22 protein-coding genes and 2 pseudogenes are annotated in these 23,378 nt (G+C 66.9%); 11 read left to right on the top strand and 13 right to left on the bottom strand.

The window, feature by feature from the left end; genetic code table 11:
• Nucleotides 1-55: 55 nt before the first annotated feature.
• The 10 genes and pseudogenes from kdpC to P5W99_RS05025 all read right to left on the bottom strand — a co-directional run bounded on the left by kdpC (nt 56) and on the right by P5W99_RS05025 (nt 9,183).
• On the bottom strand, nt 56-646 hold the full coding sequence (gene kdpC / locus P5W99_RS05070; protein WP_421044115.1) for a potassium-transporting ATPase subunit KdpC: 591 nt from the start codon (nt 644-646) through the stop codon (nt 56-58).
• A 44-nt stretch (nt 647-690) separates the two neighbouring features.
• Nucleotides 691-2,802, bottom strand: coding sequence for a potassium-transporting ATPase subunit KdpB (gene kdpB / locus P5W99_RS05065; protein ID WP_434662113.1), 2,112 nt, complete (start codon nt 2,800-2,802; stop codon nt 691-693).
• 16 nt (nt 2,803-2,818) lie between these two features.
• Nucleotides 2,819-4,624: a potassium-transporting ATPase subunit KdpA gene (kdpA, locus tag P5W99_RS05060; RefSeq protein ID WP_434662111.1), complete on the bottom strand. Its 1,806-nt coding sequence runs from the start codon at nt 4,622-4,624 to the stop codon at nt 2,819-2,821.
• Complete coding sequence (gene kdpF / locus P5W99_RS05055) at nt 4,621-4,713, bottom strand: K(+)-transporting ATPase subunit F (protein WP_027819619.1); 93 nt, start codon at nt 4,711-4,713, stop codon at nt 4,621-4,623. Before kdpF ends, kdpA begins: the two co-directional genes overlap by 4 nt.
• Nucleotides 4,710-4,835, bottom strand: coding sequence for a potassium ABC transporter ATPase (locus P5W99_RS05050; protein WP_421044118.1), 126 nt, complete (start codon nt 4,833-4,835; stop codon nt 4,710-4,712). The genes kdpF and P5W99_RS05050 overlap by 4 nt, the downstream gene beginning before the upstream one ends.
• Nucleotides 4,836-5,020: 185 nt before the next feature.
• A pseudogene (locus tag P5W99_RS05045) lies at nt 5,021-6,053 on the bottom strand (lipase secretion chaperone).
• A 3-nt stretch (nt 6,054-6,056) separates the two neighbouring features.
• A pseudogene (locus P5W99_RS05040) lies at nt 6,057-6,721 on the bottom strand (esterase/lipase family protein).
• A gap of 187 nt (nt 6,722-6,908) precedes the next feature.
• Nucleotides 6,909-7,883 (bottom strand): quinone oxidoreductase family protein, encoded by a 975-nt coding sequence (locus P5W99_RS05035; protein WP_434662109.1) that lies wholly within the window; start codon nt 7,881-7,883, stop codon nt 6,909-6,911.
• 56 nt (nt 7,884-7,939) lie between these two features.
• Entirely contained in the window at nt 7,940-8,329 is a 390-nt protein-coding gene (locus P5W99_RS05030; protein WP_421023517.1) for a methylglyoxal synthase, read from the bottom strand.
• Between the two features lie 74 nt (nt 8,330-8,403).
• Complete coding sequence (locus tag P5W99_RS05025) at nt 8,404-9,183, bottom strand: SDR family oxidoreductase (protein ID WP_421023516.1); 780 nt, start codon at nt 9,181-9,183, stop codon at nt 8,404-8,406.
• Nucleotides 9,184-9,515: 332 nt separating this feature from the next.
• On the opposite strand from P5W99_RS05025, the gene upp reads away from it, so the two are divergent.
• From upp to rng, 9 genes are all read left to right on the top strand, one after another.
• Nucleotides 9,516-10,166 (top strand): uracil phosphoribosyltransferase, encoded by a 651-nt coding sequence (upp, locus tag P5W99_RS05020; RefSeq protein WP_434662107.1) that lies wholly within the window; start codon nt 9,516-9,518, stop codon nt 10,164-10,166.
• A gap of 623 nt (nt 10,167-10,789) precedes the next feature.
• Nucleotides 10,790-11,518: a YebC/PmpR family DNA-binding transcriptional regulator gene (locus P5W99_RS05015; protein ID WP_421023514.1), complete on the top strand. Its 729-nt coding sequence runs from the start codon at nt 10,790-10,792 to the stop codon at nt 11,516-11,518.
• 187 nt (nt 11,519-11,705) lie between these two features.
• A complete protein-coding gene (gene purD, locus P5W99_RS05010) occupies nt 11,706-12,980 on the top strand; it encodes a phosphoribosylamine--glycine ligase (RefSeq protein ID WP_421023513.1) in 1,275 nt (424 codons plus the stop codon).
• Nucleotides 12,981-13,343: 363 nt separating this feature from the next.
• Complete coding sequence (hemF, locus tag P5W99_RS05005; protein WP_434662104.1) at nt 13,344-14,318, top strand: oxygen-dependent coproporphyrinogen oxidase; 975 nt, start codon at nt 13,344-13,346, stop codon at nt 14,316-14,318.
• Between the two features lie 4 nt (nt 14,319-14,322).
• Complete coding sequence (locus P5W99_RS05000; protein ID WP_421023511.1) at nt 14,323-15,117, top strand: nicotinate-nucleotide adenylyltransferase; 795 nt, start codon at nt 14,323-14,325, stop codon at nt 15,115-15,117.
• Nucleotides 15,118-15,119: 2 nt separating this feature from the next.
• Entirely contained in the window at nt 15,120-15,587 is a 468-nt protein-coding gene (gene rsfS / locus P5W99_RS04995) for a ribosome silencing factor (protein ID WP_421023510.1), read from the top strand.
• Between the two features lie 123 nt (nt 15,588-15,710).
• On the top strand, nt 15,711-16,181 hold the full coding sequence (gene rlmH / locus P5W99_RS04990) for a 23S rRNA (pseudouridine(1915)-N(3))-methyltransferase RlmH (protein ID WP_213296718.1): 471 nt from the start codon (nt 15,711-15,713) through the stop codon (nt 16,179-16,181).
• Between the two features lie 142 nt (nt 16,182-16,323).
• The gene (locus P5W99_RS04985) at nt 16,324-16,947 is read left to right on the top strand and encodes a Maf family protein (protein ID WP_421023509.1); all 624 of its coding nucleotides are present in this window, start codon (nt 16,324-16,326) and stop codon (nt 16,945-16,947) included.
• 8 nt (nt 16,948-16,955) lie between these two features.
• Nucleotides 16,956-18,425, top strand: coding sequence for a ribonuclease G (rng, locus tag P5W99_RS04980; RefSeq protein ID WP_421023508.1), 1,470 nt, complete (start codon nt 16,956-16,958; stop codon nt 18,423-18,425).
• 71 nt (nt 18,426-18,496) lie between these two features.
• Here the strand turns inward: rng and P5W99_RS04975 are convergent, their stop codons facing one another.
• A complete protein-coding gene (locus P5W99_RS04975; protein ID WP_434662102.1) occupies nt 18,497-18,841 on the bottom strand; it encodes a hypothetical protein in 345 nt (114 codons plus the stop codon).
• Between the two features lie 115 nt (nt 18,842-18,956).
• On the opposite strand from P5W99_RS04975, the gene mnmH reads away from it, so the two are divergent.
• Nucleotides 18,957-20,033: a tRNA 2-selenouridine(34) synthase MnmH gene (gene mnmH, locus P5W99_RS04970; RefSeq protein WP_434662100.1), complete on the top strand. Its 1,077-nt coding sequence runs from the start codon at nt 18,957-18,959 to the stop codon at nt 20,031-20,033.
• Between the two features lie 161 nt (nt 20,034-20,194).
• On the opposite strand, the gene P5W99_RS04965 is transcribed toward mnmH, so the two are convergent.
• The gene (locus P5W99_RS04965) at nt 20,195-20,506 is read right to left on the bottom strand and encodes a DUF4148 domain-containing protein (RefSeq protein WP_421023505.1); all 312 of its coding nucleotides are present in this window, start codon (nt 20,504-20,506) and stop codon (nt 20,195-20,197) included.
• 186 nt (nt 20,507-20,692) lie between these two features.
• Nucleotides 20,693-21,775: a glycosyltransferase family 4 protein gene (locus tag P5W99_RS04960; RefSeq protein WP_421023504.1), complete on the bottom strand. Its 1,083-nt coding sequence runs from the start codon at nt 21,773-21,775 to the stop codon at nt 20,693-20,695.
• Nucleotides 21,776-22,040: 265 nt separating this feature from the next.
• Here P5W99_RS04960 and P5W99_RS04955 point away from each other — a divergent pair, with 265 nt between their 5' ends.
• Nucleotides 22,041-23,315: an O-antigen ligase family protein gene (locus tag P5W99_RS04955; RefSeq protein ID WP_434662097.1), complete on the top strand. Its 1,275-nt coding sequence runs from the start codon at nt 22,041-22,043 to the stop codon at nt 23,313-23,315.
• Nucleotides 23,316-23,378 lie beyond the last annotated feature (63 nt).

The raw sequence follows: 23,378 nt of genomic DNA, 5'->3' as shown, positions 1-23,378 counted from the left end.
GCCGAGGCGGCATGCGGCGCCCGGCTGCCATCAGCCTTCGGCGTCGCGTCATAGTTCAGCTCGCCGTCTTGCCGTCGAGCGCGAGGTTCAGTTCGAGCACGTTCACGCGCGGCTCGCCGAACACGCCGAACTGGCGTCCCCGGGTATAGCGATCCACGAGCGCCTGCACGTCGTTCGTGCTCAAGTGGCGCGCCCTGGCCACGCGTGGCACCTGGTACGCGGCGGCGGCCGGCGAGATCTCGGGATCGAGCCCGCTCGCCGACGAGGTCACGAGATCGGCGGGAACAGGTTGCGACCCGGGCTGCGAAACATCGGTGCCCGCGGCCTTGAGCGCCGCGATGCGGCCTTTGACTTCGTCGGCGAGCGCCGGGTTGGTCGGGCCGAGGTTCGAGCCGCCGGAACCGGCCGCGTTGTATGGATTCGGCGCCGTGGCCGAGAGACGGCCCCAGAAGTACTGGGGCGCATCGAACTGCTGGCCGATCAGCTTGCTGCCCACCACCTTGCCGTTCACCTCGACAAGACTGCCGTTCACCTGGCGATGAAACACCGCCTGGCCGAACGCGGTCATCACGGCCGGATACACGAGACCGGTGATCGCCGCGAGCACGGCGAAGATCACGATAAGAGGTCGAAACTGCGCTTTCATTCTGGATTCCTGTTCATCAGATAGCATCAGATAACGCGCGACTGTCAAACCCAGCCGAACGCGGTAAGCACCATGTCGATCAGCTTGATGCACGGGAACGGCAGGAGAATGCCGCCGAGGCCGTAGATCAGCAGATTGCGGCGCAGCAGCGTCGCGGCACCGAGCGGCCGGTACTTCACGCCCTTGAGCGCGAGCGGAATCAGCATCACGATGATGAGCGCGTTGAAGATCACCGCCGAGAGAATCGCCGACGATGGCGAGCTCAGATGCATGACGTCGAGCAGGCGCAACTGCGGATAGGTTGTCGCGAACGCCGCCGGAATGATCGCGAAGTACTTGGCGACGTCGTTGGCGATCGAGAAGGTCGTGAGCGAGCCGCGCGTCATGAGCATCTGCTTGCCGATCTCGACGATCTCGATGAGCTTGGTCGGGTTCGAGTCGAGATCGACCATGTTGCCCGCTTCCTTCGCGGCCTGGGTGCCGGTGTTCATCGCCACCGCCACGTCGGCCTGCGCGAGCGCCGGCGCGTCGTTGGTGCCGTCGCCGGTCATCGCCACGAGCTTGCCTTGCGCCTGGTGCGCACGGATAGTCGCGAGCTTGGTCTCGGGCGTCGCTTGCGCGAGGAAGTCGTCCACGCCCGCCTCGGCGGCGATCGCGGCGGCGGTCAGGCGGTTGTCGCCCGTCACCATCACGGTCTTGATGCCCATCTTGCGCAGTTCGGCGAAACGCTCCTTGATGCCGCCCTTCACCACGTCCTTCAACTCGATCACGCCGAGCACGCGCGCGACCTTGTCGTGCATCTCCGCCACCACCAGCGGCGTGCTGCCGCGGCGCGCCACGTCGTCCACTGCCGTGTTGACTTCCGTGGGAAAGCGGCCGCCCTGGTCTTCGACATAGTGCTTGATCGCATCGGCGGCGCCCTTGCGGATCTCGCGGGCATGCGTGCCGGGCGCCGTGCCCTCGGGCGACAGGTCCACGCCGCTCATGCGCGTCTGCGCGCTGAAGGCGAGGAACACCGCGTGCAGCCCGCCCATGTCGCGCTGGCGAATGTTGAAGCGCTGCTTCGCGAGCACCACGATGCTGCGGCCTTCCGGTGTTTCGTCGGCGAGCGAGGCGAGCTGTGCGGCGTCCGCGAGCGCTTCCTCGGTCACGCCGGGCGCGGGCACGAACGCCGACGCCTGGCGATTGCCGAGCGTGATCGTGCCGGTCTTGTCGAGCAGCAGCACGTCCACATCGCCGGCGGCTTCCACCGCGCGGCCCGAAGTGGCGATCACGTTGGCCTGCATCATGCGGCTCATGCCCGCCACGCCGATCGCCGAAAGCAGCCCGCCGATGGTGGTCGGAATCAGGCACACGAGCAGCGCGACGAGCACCGTGATCGTCACCACGTGGCCCATCTTCGCGGCCTCGACCGAGAACATCGAGAACGGCAACAGCGTCGCGGTCGCGAGCAGCAGCACGATGGTCAGCGCAACCAGCAGAATCGTCAGCGCGATCTCGTTGGGCGTCTTCTGGCGCTTGGCGCCCTCGACCATCGCGATCATGCGGTCGAGAAATGCCTCGCCGGGGTTGGCCGTCACCCGCACGACGATCCAGTCCGAGAGCACGCGCGTGCCGCCCGTGACCGACGAAAAGTCGCCGCCCGATTCGCGGATCACCGGCGCCGATTCACCCGTGATCGCCGATTCGTCCACCGAGGCCACGCCCTCGATCACCTCGCCGTCGGCGGGAATGGTGTCGCCGGTCTCGACCAGCACCACGTCGCCGCGCCGCAAATCGGACGCGGTCATGATGCGGATCGGCGCCTTCGGATGCGGCTCGTTGAGCTTCTTGGCCATCACGTCTTTCTTGGCCTGGCGCAGCGATGCGGCCTGCGCCTTCGAGCGCCCTTCGGCCAGCGCCTCCGCGAAGTTCGCGAACAGCACCGTGAACCACAGCCACAGCGCGATGACGAGAATGAAACCCGCGGGCGCCTCGGCCTGGCCCATGAGCGCGGCGACCCAGAGGATCGTCGTGAGCACGCTGCCCACGTAGACGCAGAACATCACCGGGTTGCGCAACTGGGTGCGCGGATTGAGTTTCCTGAACGAGTCCACGATGGCCGGGCGCACGAGCGCCGGATCGAACATGGACCGTGTTGCACTATGTTGTGTCATTTGATGATGTTCCCGTTCAATGCACGCCCATCATGATCAGATGCTCCACACCCGGGCCGAGCGCGAGCGCCGGCACATAGGTGAGCGCGCCCACCAGCAGCACAGTGCCGAGCAGCAGCACGACGAAGAGCGGTCCATGCGTGGGCAGCGTTCCGCCCGTCACGGCAATGCGCTTCTTGCCCGCGAGCGAGCCCGCGATGGCGAGCACCGGCACGATGGTGCCGAAGCGGCCGAACCACATCGCGATGCCGAGCAGCCAGTTGTAGAACGGCGTGTTGACAGAAAGCCCCGCGAACGCGCTGCCGTTGTTGTTGGCGGCGGAGCTGAACGCGTAGAGGATCTCGGAGAAGCCATGCGCGCCGGGGTTGGCGATGCCCGCCTTGCCCGCGTCGGCGAGCACGGCGATCGAGGTGCCGAGCAGCACCAGCATCGGCGTGAGCAGCACGACGATCGCCACCATCTTCATCTCGAACGACTCGATCTTCTTGCCCACGTACTCGGGCGTGCGCCCGATCATCAGACCCGCCACGAACACCGCCAGCAGCGCGAACACGAGCATGCCGTAGAGGCCCGAGCCCACCCCGCCGAAGATCACTTCGCCAAGCTGGATGAAGAGCATCGGCACGAGACCGCCGAGCGGCGTGAGCGAGTCGTGCATCGCGTTCACGGCGCCGCACGAAGCCGCCGTGGTCGCCACGACGAAGATGCCCGTCTGCGCGATGCCGAAGCGCGTTTCCTTGCCTTCCATGTTGCCGCCGGCTTGCAACGCGCTGGCGTGCTGATCGACGTTCAGCGACGCCAGCAGCGGATTGCCCGCCTGCTCCGCCGAAAGCTCGACGCCCACCGCGACGGCGAATGCGATTGTCATCACCGCGAGCACCGCGACGCCCTGCCTGCGGTCGCCCACGATATTGCCGAACACGAGACACAGCGCCGCCGGAATGATCAGCATCGCCAACGTTTCGACGACGCTCGAGAACGGCGTGGAATTCTCGTACGGATGCGCAGAGTTCGCGTTGAAGAAGCCGCCGCCGTTGGTGCCGAGCATTTTGATCGCGACCTGCGAGGCGACCGGGCCCATGGCGAGCGTCTGCGAAGTGACTTTCGTGTCGACGGTGACGGGATGGCCCTGCGCATCCTTGACCGGATTGCCCTGCGCATCGACCTTGGGCGCGGCGTAGGTGGTGGTCTGGAGCGTGGGCACCGCCTGATACGGCTTGAAGTTCTGGATCACGCCCTGGCTCATCAGTAGCGCCGCGATGATCGCCGCCATCGGCACGAGGATGTAAAGCGTCGTGCGCGTGAGGTCGACCCAGAAGTTGCCGATGGTTTGCGCCGAGTGGCGCGCAAAGCCGCGAATCAGCGCGATCACCACGACGATGCCGGTGGCCGCCGAGAGGAAGTTCTGCACCGTCAAGCCGAGCATCTGCGTGAGGTAGCTCACGGTCTGCTCGGGCGTGTAGTCCTGCCAGTTCGTGTTGGTCACGAAGCTCACGGCGGTGTTGAACGCGCCGTCAGGCGTCATCGCGCCGAAGCCTTGAGGATTGCCCGGCAGCCGACCTTGCACGCGCAGCAGCACGTAAAGAAGGCCCACGCCCAGCACGTTGAACGAGATGGTGGCGAGCGCATAGCGCTTCCAGTTCATCTCGGCGCTCGGGTCGACGCCGGCGATGCGGTAAAGCAGATTCTCGAGCGGCGCGAAGCAACGCACGACACGCGAGCGCCCGTCGAGCACGCGCGTGATATAGCCCGCGAACGGCACCGCAAGCGCCAGCAGGACGACGATGAAAATCCCCGCTTGCAACAAATTGTTGGTGTTCATTCGATATCCTCCGCGCGCAGCAGCGCATGGACGAGATAAACGAACAGCAACAGCGTCGCCGCCCCCGATAGCCAGAAGATCCAGGTCATGAGCGCGCCCCCGTTTCGCCCCGATCCGCGCGGCGGTACTGCATAAGCTTCCCGCAGCCGGCGATCAACGCGTAAGTGAGCGCGGCGAAGACCGCCAGCCCCCCGATATACAGCACATCCATTGTCGTGTTCTCCATTCGCGGATGACGGATGGCGGTAAGGTACGGTGTATCGCGTTAAATCCGGATCAAAGGTTTTGGTGCGCGTATAAAAATCGCGTAAACGCGGACGGGCGCCGTGGATGGCGCCATCCACGGCTCATGAGGCAAACGGAGCGGCGAGAGAGGTAAGAAGAAAGGCCCGCCGGCTAGTCGACGCTACCCGGCTGGCGATCGAGCGAGGCCGCACGCAGGGCTTCGCCGGGCTCGGTGAAGATGCGTTCACGCAACTGCGCAATCGATGCATCGCGCGCCGCGCCGGCAGCCTGGGCCGCCTCGATCTGCATGCGCTGAGATGCGTACTCGGCATATTTTGCCCGCCACGCGTCGTCGTCCTGCTGCATCCGCGCCACGCGCCCCGGCGCTTGGGCGCCGAGCACGGAGGTCAGTTCCGAGCGCATCTGGTCCGGCGATGCATGGGCGTCCTGCAAGGTGGAAATCTGGTCGAGCACCGCGTCTTGCGCCCTGTCCTGCTCGCGCAGCGCGCGCTCGGCAGCCGGCAACTGTTGATCCAGCGCCGCAAGGCGCGCCCGCTTTTCGGCTTCCGGGAGCGCGCCATCGAGACCGATGGCGAGGCGCTCGACTTTGTAACGCTGCAACGCGAACTGCGCGCCGAAAAATGGCTCGCTCCATTCACCGAGTTCGCGGCTCGCGAGCGCCGCGCGCTGCGCGAGCGTATTGCGCAACGCATCGATGTCGATCCGGGTGGCGTTGGCAGCCGCGCCGGCAGCCGGCTCCGGCAGTTGCGCGAGCGCGGCCCGCCAGGCCTGATAGCGCTGCCAGACGACGAGCGCCTCGGCTTGGGCCGGCGTACCTTCGAGCTGCGCGGCAATCTCGCGCGCAACGAAGGCGTCGAGCCCGGCCGCGCCCAGATCGGTTTGCGCGCTCACGCAGTAATCGAAGAAGAGACGCACCTGCGGGTCGCGCGCGAGATGGCCACGGCCATCGGTCGGCAAGCGCGGCCGGCAGCCGATCGGGCCCGGCCCGCGGCACCGCCTCGGGAGCGCGCGCGAGGCCGGCGGCGGTGCGCTCGGCACCGGCCGCCACGCGGTGAGGCGCCCCGCCATCGTCACGCTCCACGCGGTTCGCGCCGGTCAATGCAACCCAAGCGGCCACGGCCGCCGCCACCGCAATCGCGGCAACCGCCACGACGCCCCGCCTGCTGCGTCTTGCCGGCGCCATCACTCAGACGCCCTGCAACTTCAAACGGTTGGCGTGCGTGCGAATCACGGCGACGGGGTCTTCGGCGTAGGCGCCGCGAATGCCGAACAACTGGTTGATCTCGTCCACGTGATTCCACTTGTAGTTCACGCCAATCACCTGGCCGTACAACGAACTGCACGTCGACACGAGGCCGTCATTCACACCCGAGTTCCGCCCGAGCATCACGCGGCGAACTCGCTGCCGCGATGCGGCGTGCCGATGGTCGTCACGGAGGCGACGAGTTGCGGCGCCACCGCGGCGACGTAACGCGACGTGAGACCGCCCTGGCTATGGCCGATGAGGTTGACCTTCTGCGCGCCGGTCGCGCCGAGCACGCGCTTGACGTAGGCGAGGAGCTGCTCGCCACGGCCATTGGGTCCGTCGTCGGCCTGGAAGCTCGACACGTTCGCCGTGTAGACCTGCGCACCGTGGCTTTGCAGATCCGACGCGATGCCATACCAATAGTCGATCATGCCGAAGATGTTGTCGGTGCCGGTCAGGCCCTGCACGAGGATGATCGGATACGTGGTTGCCGCATATTGGTCGACGGCGGGCGCGGCGGCGGCAGGCCTTGGCTGAGAAACGAACAGAGCGGCGCAGAGCGTGAGCGCGCCCGCCGCGGTACAGAATCTGGTTGAACGTATCATGCTGGATCTCCTTGCCCATGGTCGTATCCGGCGCAGGCCGGCCTCGCAGGATAATCAGGAGCACGGAATGATCCAATTTCAGTCTTGTCAATAACTGATATAAGTCAGCGCCGGAACACGGAAAGCCGTCTGCCCGTTCGAACGGGGCGGAGCCGGCAGCCCCGCCCCATCGGGCATCGTCTATCGCTCAGGGCAGCAAAACGGTCGAGCCGGTCGTGCGGCGCGCCTCGAGATCGGCATGAGCCTGGCCCACGTCCTGCAGCGCATAGCGCTGATTGATCGAGGTCTTGACCTTGCCCGAGGCGACCACCTCGAACAACTCGGCGCTCATCGCCTCATAATCGGCGCGCTTCGCGATGTAGGTGAAGAGCGTCGGGCGCGTGAAGAAGAGCGAGCCGCGCCCTGCGAACTCCGACGAGTCGATGGGCGGCAGCGGCCCCGACGCATTGCCGAAGCTCACGAACAGGCCGAGCGGCGCAAGGCAGTCCAGCGACTTCGTGTACGTATCCTTGCCGATCGAGTCGTACACCACGGGCACACCCGCGCCGTTCGTGATCTCGCGCACGCGCTTGTGGAAGTCCTCGCGCGTATAGACGATCGCATGATCGCAGCCGTGCGCCTTCGCGATGGCGGCCTTCTCGTCCGAGCCCACCGTGCCGATCACGGTCGCGCCGAGCGCCTTGGCCCACTGGCACACGATGAGACCCACGCCGCCTGCGGCGGCCTGGATCAGGATCGTGTCGCCGGCCTTCACTCGGTACGTGCGGCGCAGCAGATATTGCGCGGTCAGGCCTTGCAGCATGATGGAGGCGGCCTGCTCGTCGCTGATCGCATCGGGCAGCCGGATCACCTGGTCCGCGCGCAGCACGCGCTCCTGCGCATACGCGCCCGGCGGACGCCCGACATACGCCACGCGATCGCCCGGCTTCACGAGCGTGACGCCCGGGCCCACCGCCACGACTTCGCCCGCGGCCTCCATGCCGAGCCCGGCGGGCAGCGGCTGCGGATAGAGCCCGGTGCGAAAGTACACGTCGATGTAATTGAGTCCGCAGGCGCGCTGCTTCACGCGGATTTCGCCCTCGCCCGGCGTGCCCACCTCGACGTCCACCCACTTCATCACTTCGGGGCCGCCGGTCTTCTCGTAACGGATAGCCTTGGTCATGCTGCCTCCTTCGTCCTGTGAATGATGGTCGTTCTGCAAACCGGGCGACGCGGCGCTCAGATCTCGTCTTTCAGACGCAGCGTGAGCACGTCGAGGATCATGCGCGCCGTCGAGATGTTGGTCGCGCACGGCACGTCATGCACGTCGCAGGCGCGCACGAGTGCGTTGATGTCGGGCTCGTGCGGCTGCGGGGTCATGGGATCGCGCAGGAAGATCACCACGTCGACATTGCCCTCGGCGAGTTGCGCGCCGATCTGCAGGTCGCCGCCGTGCGGGCCCGAAAGCATGCGCTCGACGTTCAGGCCGTGTGCTGCTGCAATGCGCCCGCCCGTCGTGCCGGTCGCGAGCAGTTCGCAGCGGCGCAGCGTGTCGACGTACTCGCCGCTGAGCTTGACGATGTCGTCCTTCTTGTGATCGTGCGCGATCAGCGCGACGCGGGTAGGCATGGCCTTCTTCCTTGTATTTCGATGAGTTTGAGTGTGTCGCGCGCGTGACCGCGCGCGACACAGAACGTACCGGATCAGAACGTTCCTGGATACGCGCCGCCGTCGATCAGCCAGTTTTGTCCCGTGATATAGCCCGCATGGACGCTGCACAGGAACGCACAGGCGCGGCCGAATTCCTCGGGCGTGCCGAAGCGGCCTGCCGGAATCGCTTTCACGCGGCGCGCGCGCACTTCGTCGAGCGACAGATTGCTCGCCTTCGATTGCGCGACGATGGTGGCCTGGATGCGGTCGGTGTCGAACGAGCCCGGCAGCAGATTGTTGATCGTCACGCCCGTCGCCGCGACCTGGCGCGCGACGCCCGCAACGAAGCCCGTGAGGCCCGAGCGTGCGCCGTTCGAGAGGCCGAGCACATCGATGGGCGCCTTCACCGAGGAACTCGTGATGTTGACGATGCGCCCGAAGCCGCGCTGGCTCATGGCGTCGATAGTGGCCTGGATCAGCGCGATCGGCGTCAGCATGTTCGCTTCGAGCGCGGCGAGCCAGGCTTCGTGCGTGTAGGTGCGAAAGTCGCCCGGCGGCGGGCCGCCCGCATTGTTCACGAGAATGTCCGGCGCCGGGCAGGCGGCCAGCGCGGCGGCGCGCCCGGCCTCGGTGGTGATGTCGCAGGCCACGGCCTTGACCTCGACGCCGGTCGTCGCGCGAATCCGCGCAGCGGTTTCCTCGAGCGTTTGCGCCGTGCGCGCGACGATCGTCACGTTCACGCCCTCGGCCGCGAGCGCCTCGGCGCAGCCGCGCCCCAGTCCCTTGCTTGCGGCGCACACCAGTGCGCTGCGTCCTGCGATACCCATGTCCATCTTTACGGTCCTTGTAGTTGGCGTGACGAATCGGTGACGGCGGGGATTGCGAGGCCACCGCGCGCCACCGCGCCATTGCGGCGACCGGCGCGCCCAATTTTGCGATTCTAGAAGAATCGCGCGGCGCGCGTGGGACGCCGCGAGCCGCGGGTCGCGCAGCCTGGCCCCGGCGCGCCCCCAGCACGGCACCAATCGCGCTCCGTTCCTGCCCGGTTCTCGTATACTTGCGCCTGTAGCGCGGCCCAGCGCTCGCGCGAGCCCCGCCGAACCCAGGCAGCCGGCAGCGCCGCGGCCGACACCCCCACACCCCTTGCAGCCTCGTGCGCCCCGCCATGAAACAGGACAGCCGCTTTCCGAATCTCTTCATCCTCGATCACCCGCTGATCCAGCACAAGCTCAGCCACATGCGCGACAGGGAGACGTCCACTCGCACGTTCCGCGAGCTGCTGCGCGAGATCACGCTGCTGATGGGCTACGAAATCACGCGCGAGCTGCCGGTCACCACGCGCCGCGTGCAAACGCCGCTCGTCGAGATCGACGCGCCGGTGATCGCCGGCAAGAAGCTCGCGATCGTGCCGGTGCTGCGCGCGGGCGTGGGCATGTCCGACGGGCTGCTCGAGCTGATCCCGTCGGCGCGCGTGGGCCATATCGGCGTCTATCGCGCCGACGACCACCGCCCGGTCGAGTACCTCGTGCGCCTGCCCGACCTCGAGGACCGCACCTTCATCCTGTGCGACCCGATGGTCGCGACCGGCTACTCGGCGGCGCACGCAATCGACGTGCTCAAGCGCCGCGGCGTGCCGGGCGAGCGCATTCGCTTCCTCGCGCTGGTGGCCGCGCCCGAAGGCGTCGAAGTGTTTCAGCAGGCGCATCCGGACGTGCGGCTGTACGTGGCCTCGCTCGACACGCACCTGAACGAGCACGCCTATATCGTCCCGGGTCTCGGCGACGCCGGCGACCGCCTGTTCGGCACCAAGAACTGATGCCGCTGGGGGGCGGCGCCCTCGCCGCCCCGTTTCGGGCCTGCGTCGATCCCTCTTCGTGCCCGTTTCGCCCCCCTCCCGGCCCGCGTCGATCCCCTTCGGGCCCGCGTTGGCCCTGCTTCGCCGCCGTTCGCGCGCGCGAAATCCCCGCTCTGGCGCATCCAGGCCGTCGAGGGGTGCGGCCGAGCGAGCCCGGCGTGATAAAATTCAGGTCTGCCCGACCGGGTCTGGCCCGACCGGGTCTGGCCCGACCGGGTCTGGCCCGACCGGGTCTGGCCCGACCGGGTCTGGCCCGACCGGGTCTGCCTGACTGTCCCAAAAGTCCCCAGGACTTCGCGAAACGCGCCCCAATGCGCCTGACGCGCCCCCGGCGCGCGTCCCGCACAAAGCGCCACCGGCAAGCCCGGCCGCACGCGCGAGCGCCCGCCGCGCGACGAGTGAGCGACGGGCGACCGGCTGCGGGCGACTGGCATCGGGCAGACAGACACTCACGGATGGACACACCGGCAGGCAAGCATGGGCCGCGCACGCATGAGCGCACCACGCCGGCCCCGGCATCGTATTAAAAACTGCGGTAACGACAACTGCACCATGCACGCGTGAAGCGTGCGACGGAGAAAGGTATGGCGGGTCATTCGAAATGGGCCAACATCAAGCACAAGAAGGCGGCTGCTGACGCGAAGCGCGGCAAGGTCTGGACGCGGCTCATCAAGGAAATCCAGGTCGCGGCGCGCATGGGCGGAGGCGAGATCGACTCGAACCCGCGCCTGCGCCTGGCCGTGGACAAGGCCTATGACGCCAACATGCCCAAGGACAACATCAACCGCGCGATCCAGCGCGGCGTGGGCGGCGTCGACGGCGCGAACTACGAGGAAATCCGCTACGAAGGCTACGGCATCGGCGGCGCGGCGGTGATCGTCGACACCATGACCGACAACCGCACCCGCACCGTCGCGGAAGTGCGCCACGCGTTCTCGAAGTTCGGCGGCAACATGGGCACGGACGGCTCGGTGTCGTTCATGTTCGATCACGTCGGCCAGTTCCTGTTCGCGCCGGGCACGCCCGAAGACAAGCTGATGGACGCCGCGCTCGAAGCGGGTGCCGACGACGTCGTCACGAACGACGACGGCAGCATCGAGGTGATCTGCCCGCCCAACGACTTCCAGAAAGTGAAGGACGCGCTCGAAGGCGCGGGCTTCAAGGCCGAAATGGCCGAAGTCACGATGAAGCCGCAAACGGAAGTCGAATTCACGGGCGACGACGCGGTGAAGATGCAAAAGCTGCTCGACGCGCTCGAAAACCTGGACGATGTCCAGGAGGTGTATACCAACGCGTCGATCGACGAGGAATAAGCGGCTCGCGCCGGGCGGGCGCCGCGGCTGACCGGCCGCGCCACGCTCGGGCGCACCTGAGTCGCGGGTCTGCGATTCGCCGCACGGCGCGTGGCCGCCCGGCGCTTCGCCGCACCGACGCTTTCACGGCCGGCGCATTGACGCGCCGGCCGCAACTGTTTCTGGTTCTGGTCTTTCGGGGATTTACATGAAGTTACTCGTCGTCGGTTCTGGCGGCCGCGAACATGCGCTGGCGTGGAAGCTTGCGCAGTCGCCGCGCGTCCAGCTCGTCTACGTCGCACCGGGCAACGGCGGCACCGCGCAGGACGAGCGGCTCGCCAACGTCGACATCACGGACATCAACGAGCTCGCCGATTTCGCCGAGCGCGAACAGGTCGCCCTCACCGTGGTCGGGCCGGAAGCGCCGCTCGCGGCCGGCATCGTCAACGTGTTCCGCCAGCGCGGCCTGAAGGTGTTCGGTCCCACGAAGGAGGCCGCGCAGCTCGAAAGCTCGAAGGACTTCGCCAAGGCGTTCATGAAGCGCCACCACATCCCCACGGCCGCCTACGAGACCTTCTCGGACGCCACGGCCGCGCACGCCTACGTCGAGAAAAACGGCGCGCCCATCGTGATCAAGGCCGATGGCCTCGCCGCGGGCAAGGGCGTGGTGGTGGCGATGTCGCTGGAAGAAGCGCATCAGGCCATCGACATGATGCTCGCCGACAACAAGCTCGGCGACGCCGGCGCGCGCGTGGTGATCGAGGAATTCCTCGCAGGCGAGGAAGCGAGCTTCATCGTCATGGTGGACGGCAAGCACGTGCTCGCGCTCGCTTCGAGCCAGGACCACAAGCGCCTGCAGGACGGCGACCAGGGCCCGAACACGGGCGGCATGGGCGCCTACTCGCCCGCGCCCATCGTCACGCCGCAGCTGCACGCGCGCGTGATGCGCGAAATCATTCTGCCGACCGTGGCGGGCATGGAGAAGGAGGGCATCCGCTATACGGGCTTCCTCTACGCGGGCCTGATGATCGACGCGCAGGGCAACCCGAAGACGCTCGAATTCAACTGCCGCATGGGCGACCCGGAAACGCAGCCGATCATGGCGCGCCTGAAGGGCGACTTCTCGAAGGTCGTGGAGCACGCGATTGCGGGCACGCTCGACCAGGTCGAGCTCGAATGGGACCGCCGCACCGCACTCGGCGTCGTGCTGGCCGCGCACAATTACCCGGACACGCCGCGCAAGGGCGACCGCATCAACGACATCCCCGCCGAGACCGATGCTTCGGTTACGTTCCATGCGGGCACGCAGTTCGTGGACGGCAAGCTCGTGACCTCGGGCGGACGTGTGCTGTGCGTGGTGGGGCTCGCCGATTCCGTGCGCAGCGCGCAGAAGGTGGCTTACGAAACGGTGAACCGCATTTCGTTTGACGGCATGCAGTATCGCCACGACATCGGCTATCGCGCCGCTGGGCGCAAGCAGTAAGGTGCCAGGCGCAGGCACGGCGCTCGAGCGCGGCCCGGCCTGATTTCGGCCAGGCTGCGCGGCGGGCGCCTCACCGCATGGCGAGCTGCCTGAAGCCAGCGCACGCTGGCCGGCGACAGCGGGCGAACCTGCCCTTGCCCGCCACGCAGGCAAGACGAACGCTGTAGCGCCGGCCCGCCCCCAAGCAGCACGGTAAGCGGCACAACAAGCAGTGCAACAAGCGGCCGCCGCATGGGCGGCATAACCGCGAAGCCGCGCCGAACGGCGTAAGCTTGCCGCTAGCGGCCGCGCCGCGCGACCCGCACCCCGATTCCGAACCCAATCCTGGCGCAGTGCCGGCCCCGCCGCCTCGCCCGCCCACCGATGACCGACCCGACTCAAAACGGCTCTAGCCCCGTGACGCCCGCAGGCGCAACCGCTGGCGCAACCCACGATAGCGCCGCCGTACGCGCCTGGCTCTCGGGCCTGCAGACGCAGATCGCCGACACGCTCGGTGCCTTCGACGGCACGCCCTTCGCCACCGACGCATGGCAGCGCGAGCCCGGCGAGAAGCTGCGCGGCGGCGGCTGCACGCGCATTCTCGAAGGCGGCCAGTTCTTCGAGCGCGGCGGCATCGGTTTTTCCGACGTCGCGGGCGACGCCCTGCCGCCCTCGGCCACGGCCGCGCGCCCCGAGCTCAATGGGCGCGGCTTCGAGGCGATGGGTGTTTCGCTCGTGCTGCATCCGCGCAATCCGTACTGCCCGACCGTGCACATGAACGTGCGCATGCTGCTCGCCACCAAAGCCGGCGAGGCGCCGGTGTTCTGGTTCGGCGGCGGCATGGATCTCACGCCCTATTACGGCTTCGAGGAAGACGCGCAGCATTTCCACCGCGTCTGCCGCGACGCGCTCGCGCCCTACGGCACGGATCTCTACCCGCGCTTCAAGCGCTGGTGCGATGAATATTTCTTCCTCAAGCACCGCAACGAGGCGCGCGGCGTGGGCGGCATCTTCTTCGACGATTACGCCGAAGGCGGCTTCGACCAGGCGTTCGCGATGCTGCGCAGCGTGGGCGAAGGCTTCCTGAAGGCGTATCTGCCGATTATCGAAAAGCGCCGCGCCACGCCTTATGGCGAAGCCGAACGCGAATTCCAGGCGTACCGGCGCGGCCGCTACGTCGAGTTCAATCTGGTCTGGGATCGCGGCACGCACTTCGGGCTGCAAAGCGGCGGGCGCAGCGAGTCGATCCTCATGTCGATGCCGCCCTCCGCGAACTGGCGCTACGACTGGCAGCCGCAGCCGGGCACGCCCGAAGCGCGCCTGTACACCGACTTCCTGCCGGTGCGCGACTGGATCTGACGCCGTGACGCAACACCTGTCCGCCACCGCGAGTGCGCCAGCCGGCGCCCCCCCTGCGGCGCTCGCGCGCCGCGTGGGCCTGCTCGGCGGCACCTTCGATCCGATACACGAGGGCCATCTCGCGCTCGCGCGCCATTTCGCGCGCGTGCTCGGCCTGACCGAACTGATCCTGCTGCCCGCCGGCCAGCCCTGGCAGAAGCCCGAAGTGAGCGCCGCCGTTCATCGCCTTGCGATGACGCGCGCGGCGGCGGCCTCGCTCGTGCTGCCGGGCGTCACGGTCAGCGTGAGCACCGACGAGATCGAGCACGACGGCCCCACCTATACGGTGGAGACGCTGCGCCGCTGGCGCGCACGCAGCGAAAGCAACGCACAGGCGGCGCTCACGCTGCTGATGGGCGCCGATCAACTGCTGCACCTCGATTCGTGGCATGCGTGGCGCGAGCTGTTCGCGCTCGCGCATCTGGGCGTGGCGAGCCGGCCAGGCTTCAATTTCGCGGCGCTGCCAGACGCCGTGTCGGCGGAAGTGGCCGCGCGGCGCGCCAGCGCCGCCACGCTCGCGGCCACGCGCTGCGGGCATCTGCTGATCGACGCCACGCTCGCGTTCGACATTTCGGCCACCGAAATCCGGCGCGAACTGGGCGCGCGCGTGGCGGCGCAGACAACCCGGGCGGTACAGGCCGGGGCGCCCGCACACTCGCCCTCGACGACTGAACCACGCGGCGGCAGCGCCGCCGACAAGGTCCCCGCAGCAGTGTGGGACTACATCCTTCAACATCATTTGTACAGGCATCACGGGTAAATATGGACATCCGCAAACTTCAACGCGCCATCGTCGACGGTCTCGAAGACGTCAAGGCACAGGACATTCGCGTCTTCAACACGAGCCATCTGACCGAGCTGTTCGATCGCGTGATCGTCGCGAGCGGCACCTCGAACCGCCAGACCAAGGCGCTCGCCAACAGCGTGCGCGAGAAGGTCAAGGAAGCCGGCGGCGACATCGTCAGCACCGAAGGCGAGGACATCGGCGAATGGGTGCTGGTCGATTGCGGCGACGCGGTCGTCCACATCCTGCAGCCCGCGCTGCGCCAGTACTACAACCTCGAAGAGATCTGGGGCGACAAGCCGGTGCGCGTGAAGCTCGCGGCCAACACGGGCTTCACGGGCGCGCGCCCGAGCGAGCCGATCGACGATGAAGACGACGAAGAAGTCGACCTGCCCGCCGTGAAGAAGCCCGCGCGCAAGGCCGCATCGCGTCGCAGCGCGAAGTAATTCCACCATCCACGCGAAGTGAACGCGCATGCTGAATACGTTGATGAGCACGTCGATCAATACGTTGAGCACGCAGCGATCTCACAGGCGCGCCACATGGGCCACACGCATTCGTTTAGCATCATGAAACTGCATATCGTCGCCGTTGGGCACAAGATGCCGGACTGGGTGGCCGAAGGCTTCGAGGAATACACGAAGCGCATGCCGCCCGAGTTGCGCATCGAGTTGCGCGAGGTAAAGCCCGAGCAGCGCTCGTCGGGGCGTTCGGCCGAAAGCGTGATGGCCGCCGAGCGCACGCGCATCGAAGCCGCGTTGCCGAAGAACGCGCGCATCGTTGCGCTCGACGAACGCGGCAAGGACTGGACCACCATGCAGCTCGCCCAGGCGCTGCCCGGATGGCAGCAGGACGGGCGCGACGTGGCGTTCCTGATCGGCGGGGCGGACGGGCTCGATCCGCAGATCAAGGCGCGCGCCGATACGCTGCTGCGCCTGTCCTCCCTCACGCTGCCCCATGCGATGGTGCGCGTGCTGCTTGCCGAGCAGCTTTACCGCGCGTGGACCATCACGCAGAATCACCCCTATCATCGCGTTTGAAGCGCTCGCGCATGGCGTCCGCCGGAATGCGCGCCGCGGAGACCCACGTGCCGCGGCCGCCCTCGCAGGTGCGAACCCGTGTGAAGCTGCGTAAAGCCGCGTGAGCCCGATCCCCGCCTCATCAAGACGTAAAAACGCCCCGATGACCACTACCGCGCCCTATCCGTTCGTCTATCTCGCCTCACAGAGCCCGCGCCGCCAGGAACTGCTGCAACAGCTCGGCGTGCGCTTCGAGCTGCTGCTGCCGCGCCCCGACGAAGACGCCGAGTCGCTCGAAGCCGTGCTGCCCGGCGAGTCCGCCGCCGTCTATGTCGAGCGCGTGTGCGCCGCCAAAGCCGATGCCGCGCGCGCCCGGCTCGTTGCGGGCGCCCACGAGCATGCGCCGATTCTCACCGCCGACACCACCGTGAGCATCGACGGCCATATCCTCGGCAAGCCGCACGACGCCGCCGACGCCTACGCGATGCTCGAACGGCTTGCCGGCCGCGAGCATGAAGTGCTCACCGCCGTGGCTGTGGTCAACGCGGAAGGCGTGTGCCTGCCGCTTGTGCTGTCGCGCTCGCACGTGCGTTTCGCCCCTGCGCTGCCCGCCGCGCTCGCACGCTACGTCGCGAGCGGCGAGCCGTTCGGCAAGGCCGGCGCATATGGCATCCAGGGGCGCGCCGCCGAGTTCGTCGAGCGAATCGACGGGTCCTATTCGGGTATCATGGGCTTGCCGCTTTTCGAAACGGCCGCCCTCCTGCGCGCCGCCGGCATCGACTTCTAAAAGCAATCATGAACGAAGAAATCCTGATCAACGTCACGCCTCAGGAGACGCGTGTTGCGCTGGTCCAGCAAGGTGCAGTCCAGGAGCTTCACGTCGAACGCACGCTGTCGCGCGGACGCGTCGGCAATGTCTATCTCGGCAAGGTCGTGCGCGTGCTGCCGGGCATGCAGTCGGCGTTCATCGACATCGGCCTCGAGCGCGCCGCGTTCCTCCACGTTGCCGATATCTGGCATCCGCGCATCGCGGGCGAGGCGCATGCGAGCGTGCATCATCAGCCCATCGAAAAGACCGTGTTCGAAGGGCAAACGCTGATGGTCCAGGTCGTGAAGGATCCGATCGGCACCAAGGGCGCGCGTCTTTCGACGCAGGTGAGCATCGCGGGCCGCACACTCGTGTATCTGCCGCAGGAGCCGCACATCGGCATCTCGCAGAAGATCGAAAGCGAGGCGGAGCGCGAAGCCGTGCGCGCGCGCCTGACCGCCGTGCTGCCCGCCGACGAGAAAGGCGGCTATATCGTGCGCACCATCGCCGAAGACGCCACCAGCGAGGAGCTCGCCGCCGATGTCGCGTACCTGCGCAAGACGTGGACGACGATCCTCGCGCAGTCGCAGCGCATGCCGGCCACGAGCCTGCTCTATCAAGACCTCAATCTCGCGCAGCGCGTGCTGCGCGACTTCGTGAACGACGAGACCTCGCGCATTCAGGTCGATTCGCGCGAAACGTTCCAGAAGCTCACCGAGTTCGCCACCGAATTCACACCCGCCGTGCTGGCGAAGCTGCACCACTACACGGGCGAGCGGCCGCTCTTCGACCTCTACAACATCGAGGCCGAGATCCAGCGCGCGCTCTCGCGGCGCGTCGACCTCAAGTCGGGCGGCTACCTCGTGATCGACCAGACCGAGGCGATGACAACGATCGACGTGAACACGGGCGGCTACGTGGGCGCGCGCAACTTCGACGACACGATCTTCAAGACCAATCTCGAAGCGGCGCACACCATCGCGCGCCAGTTGCGGCTGCGCAATCTGGGGGGCGTGATCATCATCGACTTCATCGACATGGAGAACGTCGAGCACCGCGATCAGGTGCTCGGCGAGTTGAAGAAAGCGCTCTCGCGCGACCGCACGCGCGTGACCGTGAACGGCTTCTCGCAACTCGGCCTCGTGGAGATGACGAGAAAGCGCACGCGCGAATCGCTCGCGCATGTGCTGTGCGAGCCCTGCCCGACCTGCCTTGGCAAGGGGCAGGTGAAGACCGCGCGCACCGTGTGCTACGACGTGCTGCGCGAGATCCTGCGCGAGTCGCGCCAGTTCAATCCGCGCGAATTTCGCGTGGTGGCTTCGCAGCAGGTGATCGATTTATTTCTCGAGGAAGAGTCGCAGCATCTCGCGATGCTGATCGACTTCATCGGCAAGCCCGTGTCGTTGCAGGTGGAGTCGAACCTGAGTCAGGAGCAGTACGATATTGTGCTGATGTAGGCGCTGCGGGATTACTCGAGTCGGTGTGCGCCCCTAAACCCCGCTAGACGGGGTTCCAGGCACAACGCCGTTCAAAGCGTGAGTTCCGCCGAGAGTGTGTCCCACGGCGCGCGCAACCGCCCGCCTTCGCGCACGATAAGCCCGGCCGCCTCCACTGTCGCCACGTCCTCACGCACGCGCTTGTAGTCGCGCTTCAGTGCCCGCGCGAGCGCTATCACGCTCTCCGCTTCCTCGCGATGCAGATAACGCAGCAGTTCAATGCGCCGGGGCGTCAGCGCGGCGGTCATTTCCTCGAACGACATGAAGGTGACGGGCCGTTCCTCGATGTCCTCTCCCGCCGCCGCACGGTCGAACGCGCGCGCGAAGTAAACCCGGACTCTGCATTCGGCATTGTGCTGACATCGTGGGAGCCGCACGCCGCACCGCCGCCTGCCCCCACACCGCCGTCGGCCTTCGCACCGTATATCATTCGCTATTGGCCCTGCGCGATACCAGCGCAGGGCCGTCGCACGCCCTATCGGAGCACCGCAGTTGAATCACCAGCGCGCCACCCTTTCCCAACTCGGCGAGTTCGACGAGATCATCGACGTGAGAACGCCGCTCGAATACGCCGAGGACCATGTGCCCGGCGCGATCAACGCCCCCGTGCTCAGCAACGAGGAGCGCGTGCTCATCGGCACGATGTACAGGAATTCGCCCTTCGACGCCACGCGCGTAGGCGCGGCTATCGCCGCACGCAATATCGCCATGCATCTGGACACGACTTTCGCCGATCGTCCGCGCAACTGGCGCCCGCTCGTCTATTGCTGGCGCGGCGGCAAACGCTCGGGGTCGATGACGACCATGTTCAACATGATCGGCTGGCGCGCGCGGCAGCTCGAAGGCGGCTACAAGACCTACCGGAACGCCGTGGTCGAGGCGCTCGGCACGCTGCCCGGTAGCTTGAGCTACATCGTGCTCGCGGGGCCCACGGGCAGCGGCAAGACGCGCCTGTTGCAGGCGCTCGGCCAGGCCGGCGCGCAAACGCTCGATCTCGAAGCGCTTGCCGCGCATCGCGGCTCGCTGCTCGGCGCGCTGCCCACGCGCGCGCAGCCCGCGCAAAAGTCGTTCGACACGGCGCTCGTGCAGCAACTGCGCACGTTCGACCCCGCGCAGCCCGTGTTCGTGGAAGCGGAAAGCCGGCGCATCGGCGCGATCACGCTGCCTGTCGCGCTGGTGGAGGGCATCCACGCGGCACCGTGCGTCATGGTCGAGGTCGCGCTCGAGGAGCGCGTGGCGCTGCTGCTCAAGGATTATGGCCACCTGCTCAGTGACGCGGCCTACTTCCGCGAGCAATTGCTGAAGCTCACGCCGCTGCACGGACGCGAGCGCATCGAGTCGTGGTGCCGTCTGCTGGAGGAAGGCCGCCACGCGGCGCTGTCCGAGACGCTCGTGACCGAGCACTACGATCCCGCGTACTCACGCAGCACGCGCAAACACTATCCGACGCTGGCGACGGCGCTGCGTTTCGTGTTTCATCCGATGACGGGAGAGCCAATCGAAGAAGCGCGCGCGCTGCTCACGCAACTGCACGCCACGAATCTGCCCGGCGAGATGTCGGTGCGATAGCCAGGCCGGCGTTTGTCTGCGGCCCGGGCAATCGCCAGCGGGCAATCTTCACGCGCCGCTCCGTCCTTTGACCGCGCGCCCTCTGGCGGCGCGCCTGCCGGCGGCGCGCCCTCTGGCGGCGCGGCGGTCATTCGAGCCGGTATTGGAGCGACGCCGATGGCTTAGGGATGCGCATACATCGCGTTCCAGTCCTCCGCCGACACCTTCGCGCCGCGCACCCCCGATTCCGTCGCGTTCGCGACACCGCCGTAGGCGCTGTTGCCATTCATCGCGGCCACCTTGGCCTGGGCGGCCTGAATCGCTTCGGGGTAATGCACCTGATCGCCGTCCCCGACGTGGTAACCGGCCTTCTGCAACTGCACGAGTTCTTCGCGCACCTGAGCGCGGGTGATGGTCGAGTGCGACTGGGCGAACGAAGCGACGGGAGCAACGAGGACAGCGGCAACAGCAACGGCTTGAATCAGGGACTTCATGATTACGACCTCCAGTGGGTTCAGGGCGGCCGATGTGCGACTGTTTGTCTGTGCATGCGGCCGATGTACGCATCGTATGCCTGTCAGAACCCAGGGTTAACGCCTAAAACCATGGAGGACTTTTCCAGACCGCAGAAGAATCACTGAAGACGCCGCGCGTCGTGCGCGGGCGGCGCGAGGCCCGAACTAGCGGGTCGGGGAGATGTCCGCCATGAGTTCGAGCAGCGCGTCCACGTGTGCCTGCACGGTGGCGTCGTACAGGACCGCGGGAGGTGGACCGCATGGGTCACCCGCGTCGGCCGGGTCGACGCGCCGTCCGCGCGCCGCGACGGCCGCCTCGATCGCACGGCGCAGATCGGCGGCATCGCCGGGTCGAAACAGATATTTGGCGCTGTCGCCGATGGCGTCGCAGCAGCCGATATTCGACGAAAAGATCACCGGCGTGCCGCACATCACCGATTCGATGCCAACGAGCCCGAACGGCTCGTAGGTCGACGCGAGGATCGAGTAATCGGCCGCGCGATAGGCGTTTTCGAGATCCTTCACATAGCCGAGATAGCGCACGCGCGCGCTCGCGCGCTCAGGCGGACGCCCCGCCACGGCCACCACGACCGGCAGATCCAGCGCGGCAAGTGCCTGCTCGATGAGCGGCAAGCCTTTGCGCTCATGGCTGCTCGACGCAAACAGCAAGACCGTTTCGTGGTCGCCGAACCCATATTGACGGCGCAGCGCAGCGCGCGTGCAGGCATCCACGGGCGAGAAGCGTTCGCCATCCACAGGCGGACAGAGCACGCGGATCTTCGCCTCGTCCACCCCATACAATTCGCGAAGTTCGGAACGCATCAGCTCAGAATGCGCGACGATCACGCGCGATCGCGCATATTGCTGACTTTCGAGCGCGATTTGCCGGCTGTCGGAGCCGCGCATCGGGCGCCCCATCGCACGCAGAAAGCCGCGGTGCGTGCCGCCGCAAATGGCGATCTCCGAGCCATCCACCCGGTTACAGCCGATCAGCACGTCCACGCCCGCGCGACGGCGCAAGGTGACCAGCCGCCGCGAGAACCACATGTCGCGCAGCTTTCCCGGCAGCAAGGAAACGTTGATGCGGTGCGGCTCCACGAGCGCGTATTCCGGCACGGAGGGATCGAACTTGCGCGCAAAAAACACGGGCCGCATGCCGCGTGCGGCGAGACCCCGGATAAGGTCCATCGCGTAGCGTTCCAGGCCGCCGCTGTGCTTGAGCGCGTTGCAGGAGATTCCAACCTTCATGACCCGTCCGACATGTGAATTATTTTGTGCGCAGTTCTCGCGTGGGCCGATTATAAGTCGCCAGTTCCACACAATGCCGCAGCGGACCAGGCGGCGCCTCACCCGATGCGGGACGACGCCCACAATACGGCGGGCCGTATGTCTGTCCGAGCATCGCGCATACCCAAAATCCGCTCCGGTATAATCGACCGGTTTAGGGGCAGTTGCGCCTGTCCGGCTCCGCCGGCATGACCACTGACTGCCCGTCCGATTTGCGCCGGCCGACATGAATTACGATACGACGACCTATCTTCGCCGCCTGGCTCCAATCGTTACCCTGCTGCTCGTGATCGGACCCGCCACGAATCTGGTCTGGCGCGGCGGAACGGGTTACTGCTTTTTCCTGCTGCTCGCGTTCGCGCTTCATGGCGCGTACGTGAATCGGCACGACCGCGGCTATTTCGCACCCTGGCGCGAATACCGCTGGTACACCGCCGCGATGCTCGCGCCGGTCGCCGTGGTCGCGCTCCAGCAGCCGCTGCTCGGCTACTGGGCGCCGCACCAGTTCGACGCGCTTTCGCGCTTCACGCTCGCGCTGCCGATCTTTCTGCTGCTAAGCCGCCTGCCTTCGCGCCATCTCACGGTCATCGGCTGGGGCTGCGCGCTGGGCGCGCTCGCGGCGAGCGCCTGGGTTTTCATCGACCGCCCCCCAGGCGGCTGGAACGACACCGAGCGCCTCTCGAACTACTACACGAACGCGATCCCATTCGGCGACACCGCCCTGCTGTTCGCTTTCCTCTCTGTGTTCACCTTCGGCTGGGACCGCAAGGCGCGCCCGCTTGCGCTCGTCGTCAAGCTCGCCGCGCTCGTCGCGGGCGGCTTCGTCTCCTATCTGTCGGGCACGCGCGGCGGCTGGATCGCGGTTCCCGTGTTCGCGCTCCTGCTCGGCGTGCAGTACGGATGGTTTTCGCACTGGAAGCGTGTCGTCGTGACGCTGGTGCTGCTCGCCGCCGCGACCGGCGCACTGTTCTCGACCAATGGCATCCGCCACCGCGTGGCCGACGCCGGCAGCGACTTCGCCCTCATGCAGCGCGGCAACAAGGACACCTCGGTGGGCCTGCGCCTGCAGCTCTGGAACGCCTCGATCATGCTGTTCGAGCGCCATCCGGCCTATGGCGTGGGCAAGGGCCGGCTGGAACACGCGCTCGGCGATCTCGCCCAGCACGGCGAGGCGAGCCAGCAGATCGTCAATGAGCGCGCGCACAGCGACTTCTTCTCGGCCATCGCTGAAATGGGCGCGATGGGCGCGGCGGCCCTGCTGCTGCTTTACTTCGGCACGTCGGTCTATTTCTGGCGCGCGTGCCGCGCCGCGGATTCGGTCATCCGCACTGCCGGCTGCAGCGGCCTCGCAGTGTCGTTCAGCACGATCCTTTTCGGGCTCACCATCGACGTGCTGGTGCCGATTCAGGTGGTCGTCCTGATCTCGCTGCTCACCGTCGTTTTCATGGCGATCGTCGTGTCGCGCAAGCGCGAACTCGAAGGCGGCGCGGCAAGCCGCTGATCATTCGGACGACGCGCCTGCCAATCGGGGCCAATCGGATAGTCACGATCAGCTAGTCGATCA

The organism is Paraburkholderia sp. A3BS-1L (genome assembly GCF_051125215.1).
Taxonomy (GTDB): Bacteria; Pseudomonadota; Gammaproteobacteria; order Burkholderiales; family Burkholderiaceae; genus Paraburkholderia.
Note: the sequence above shows the minus strand (reverse complement) of the source record. Positions and strands in the feature narration are given on the sequence as shown.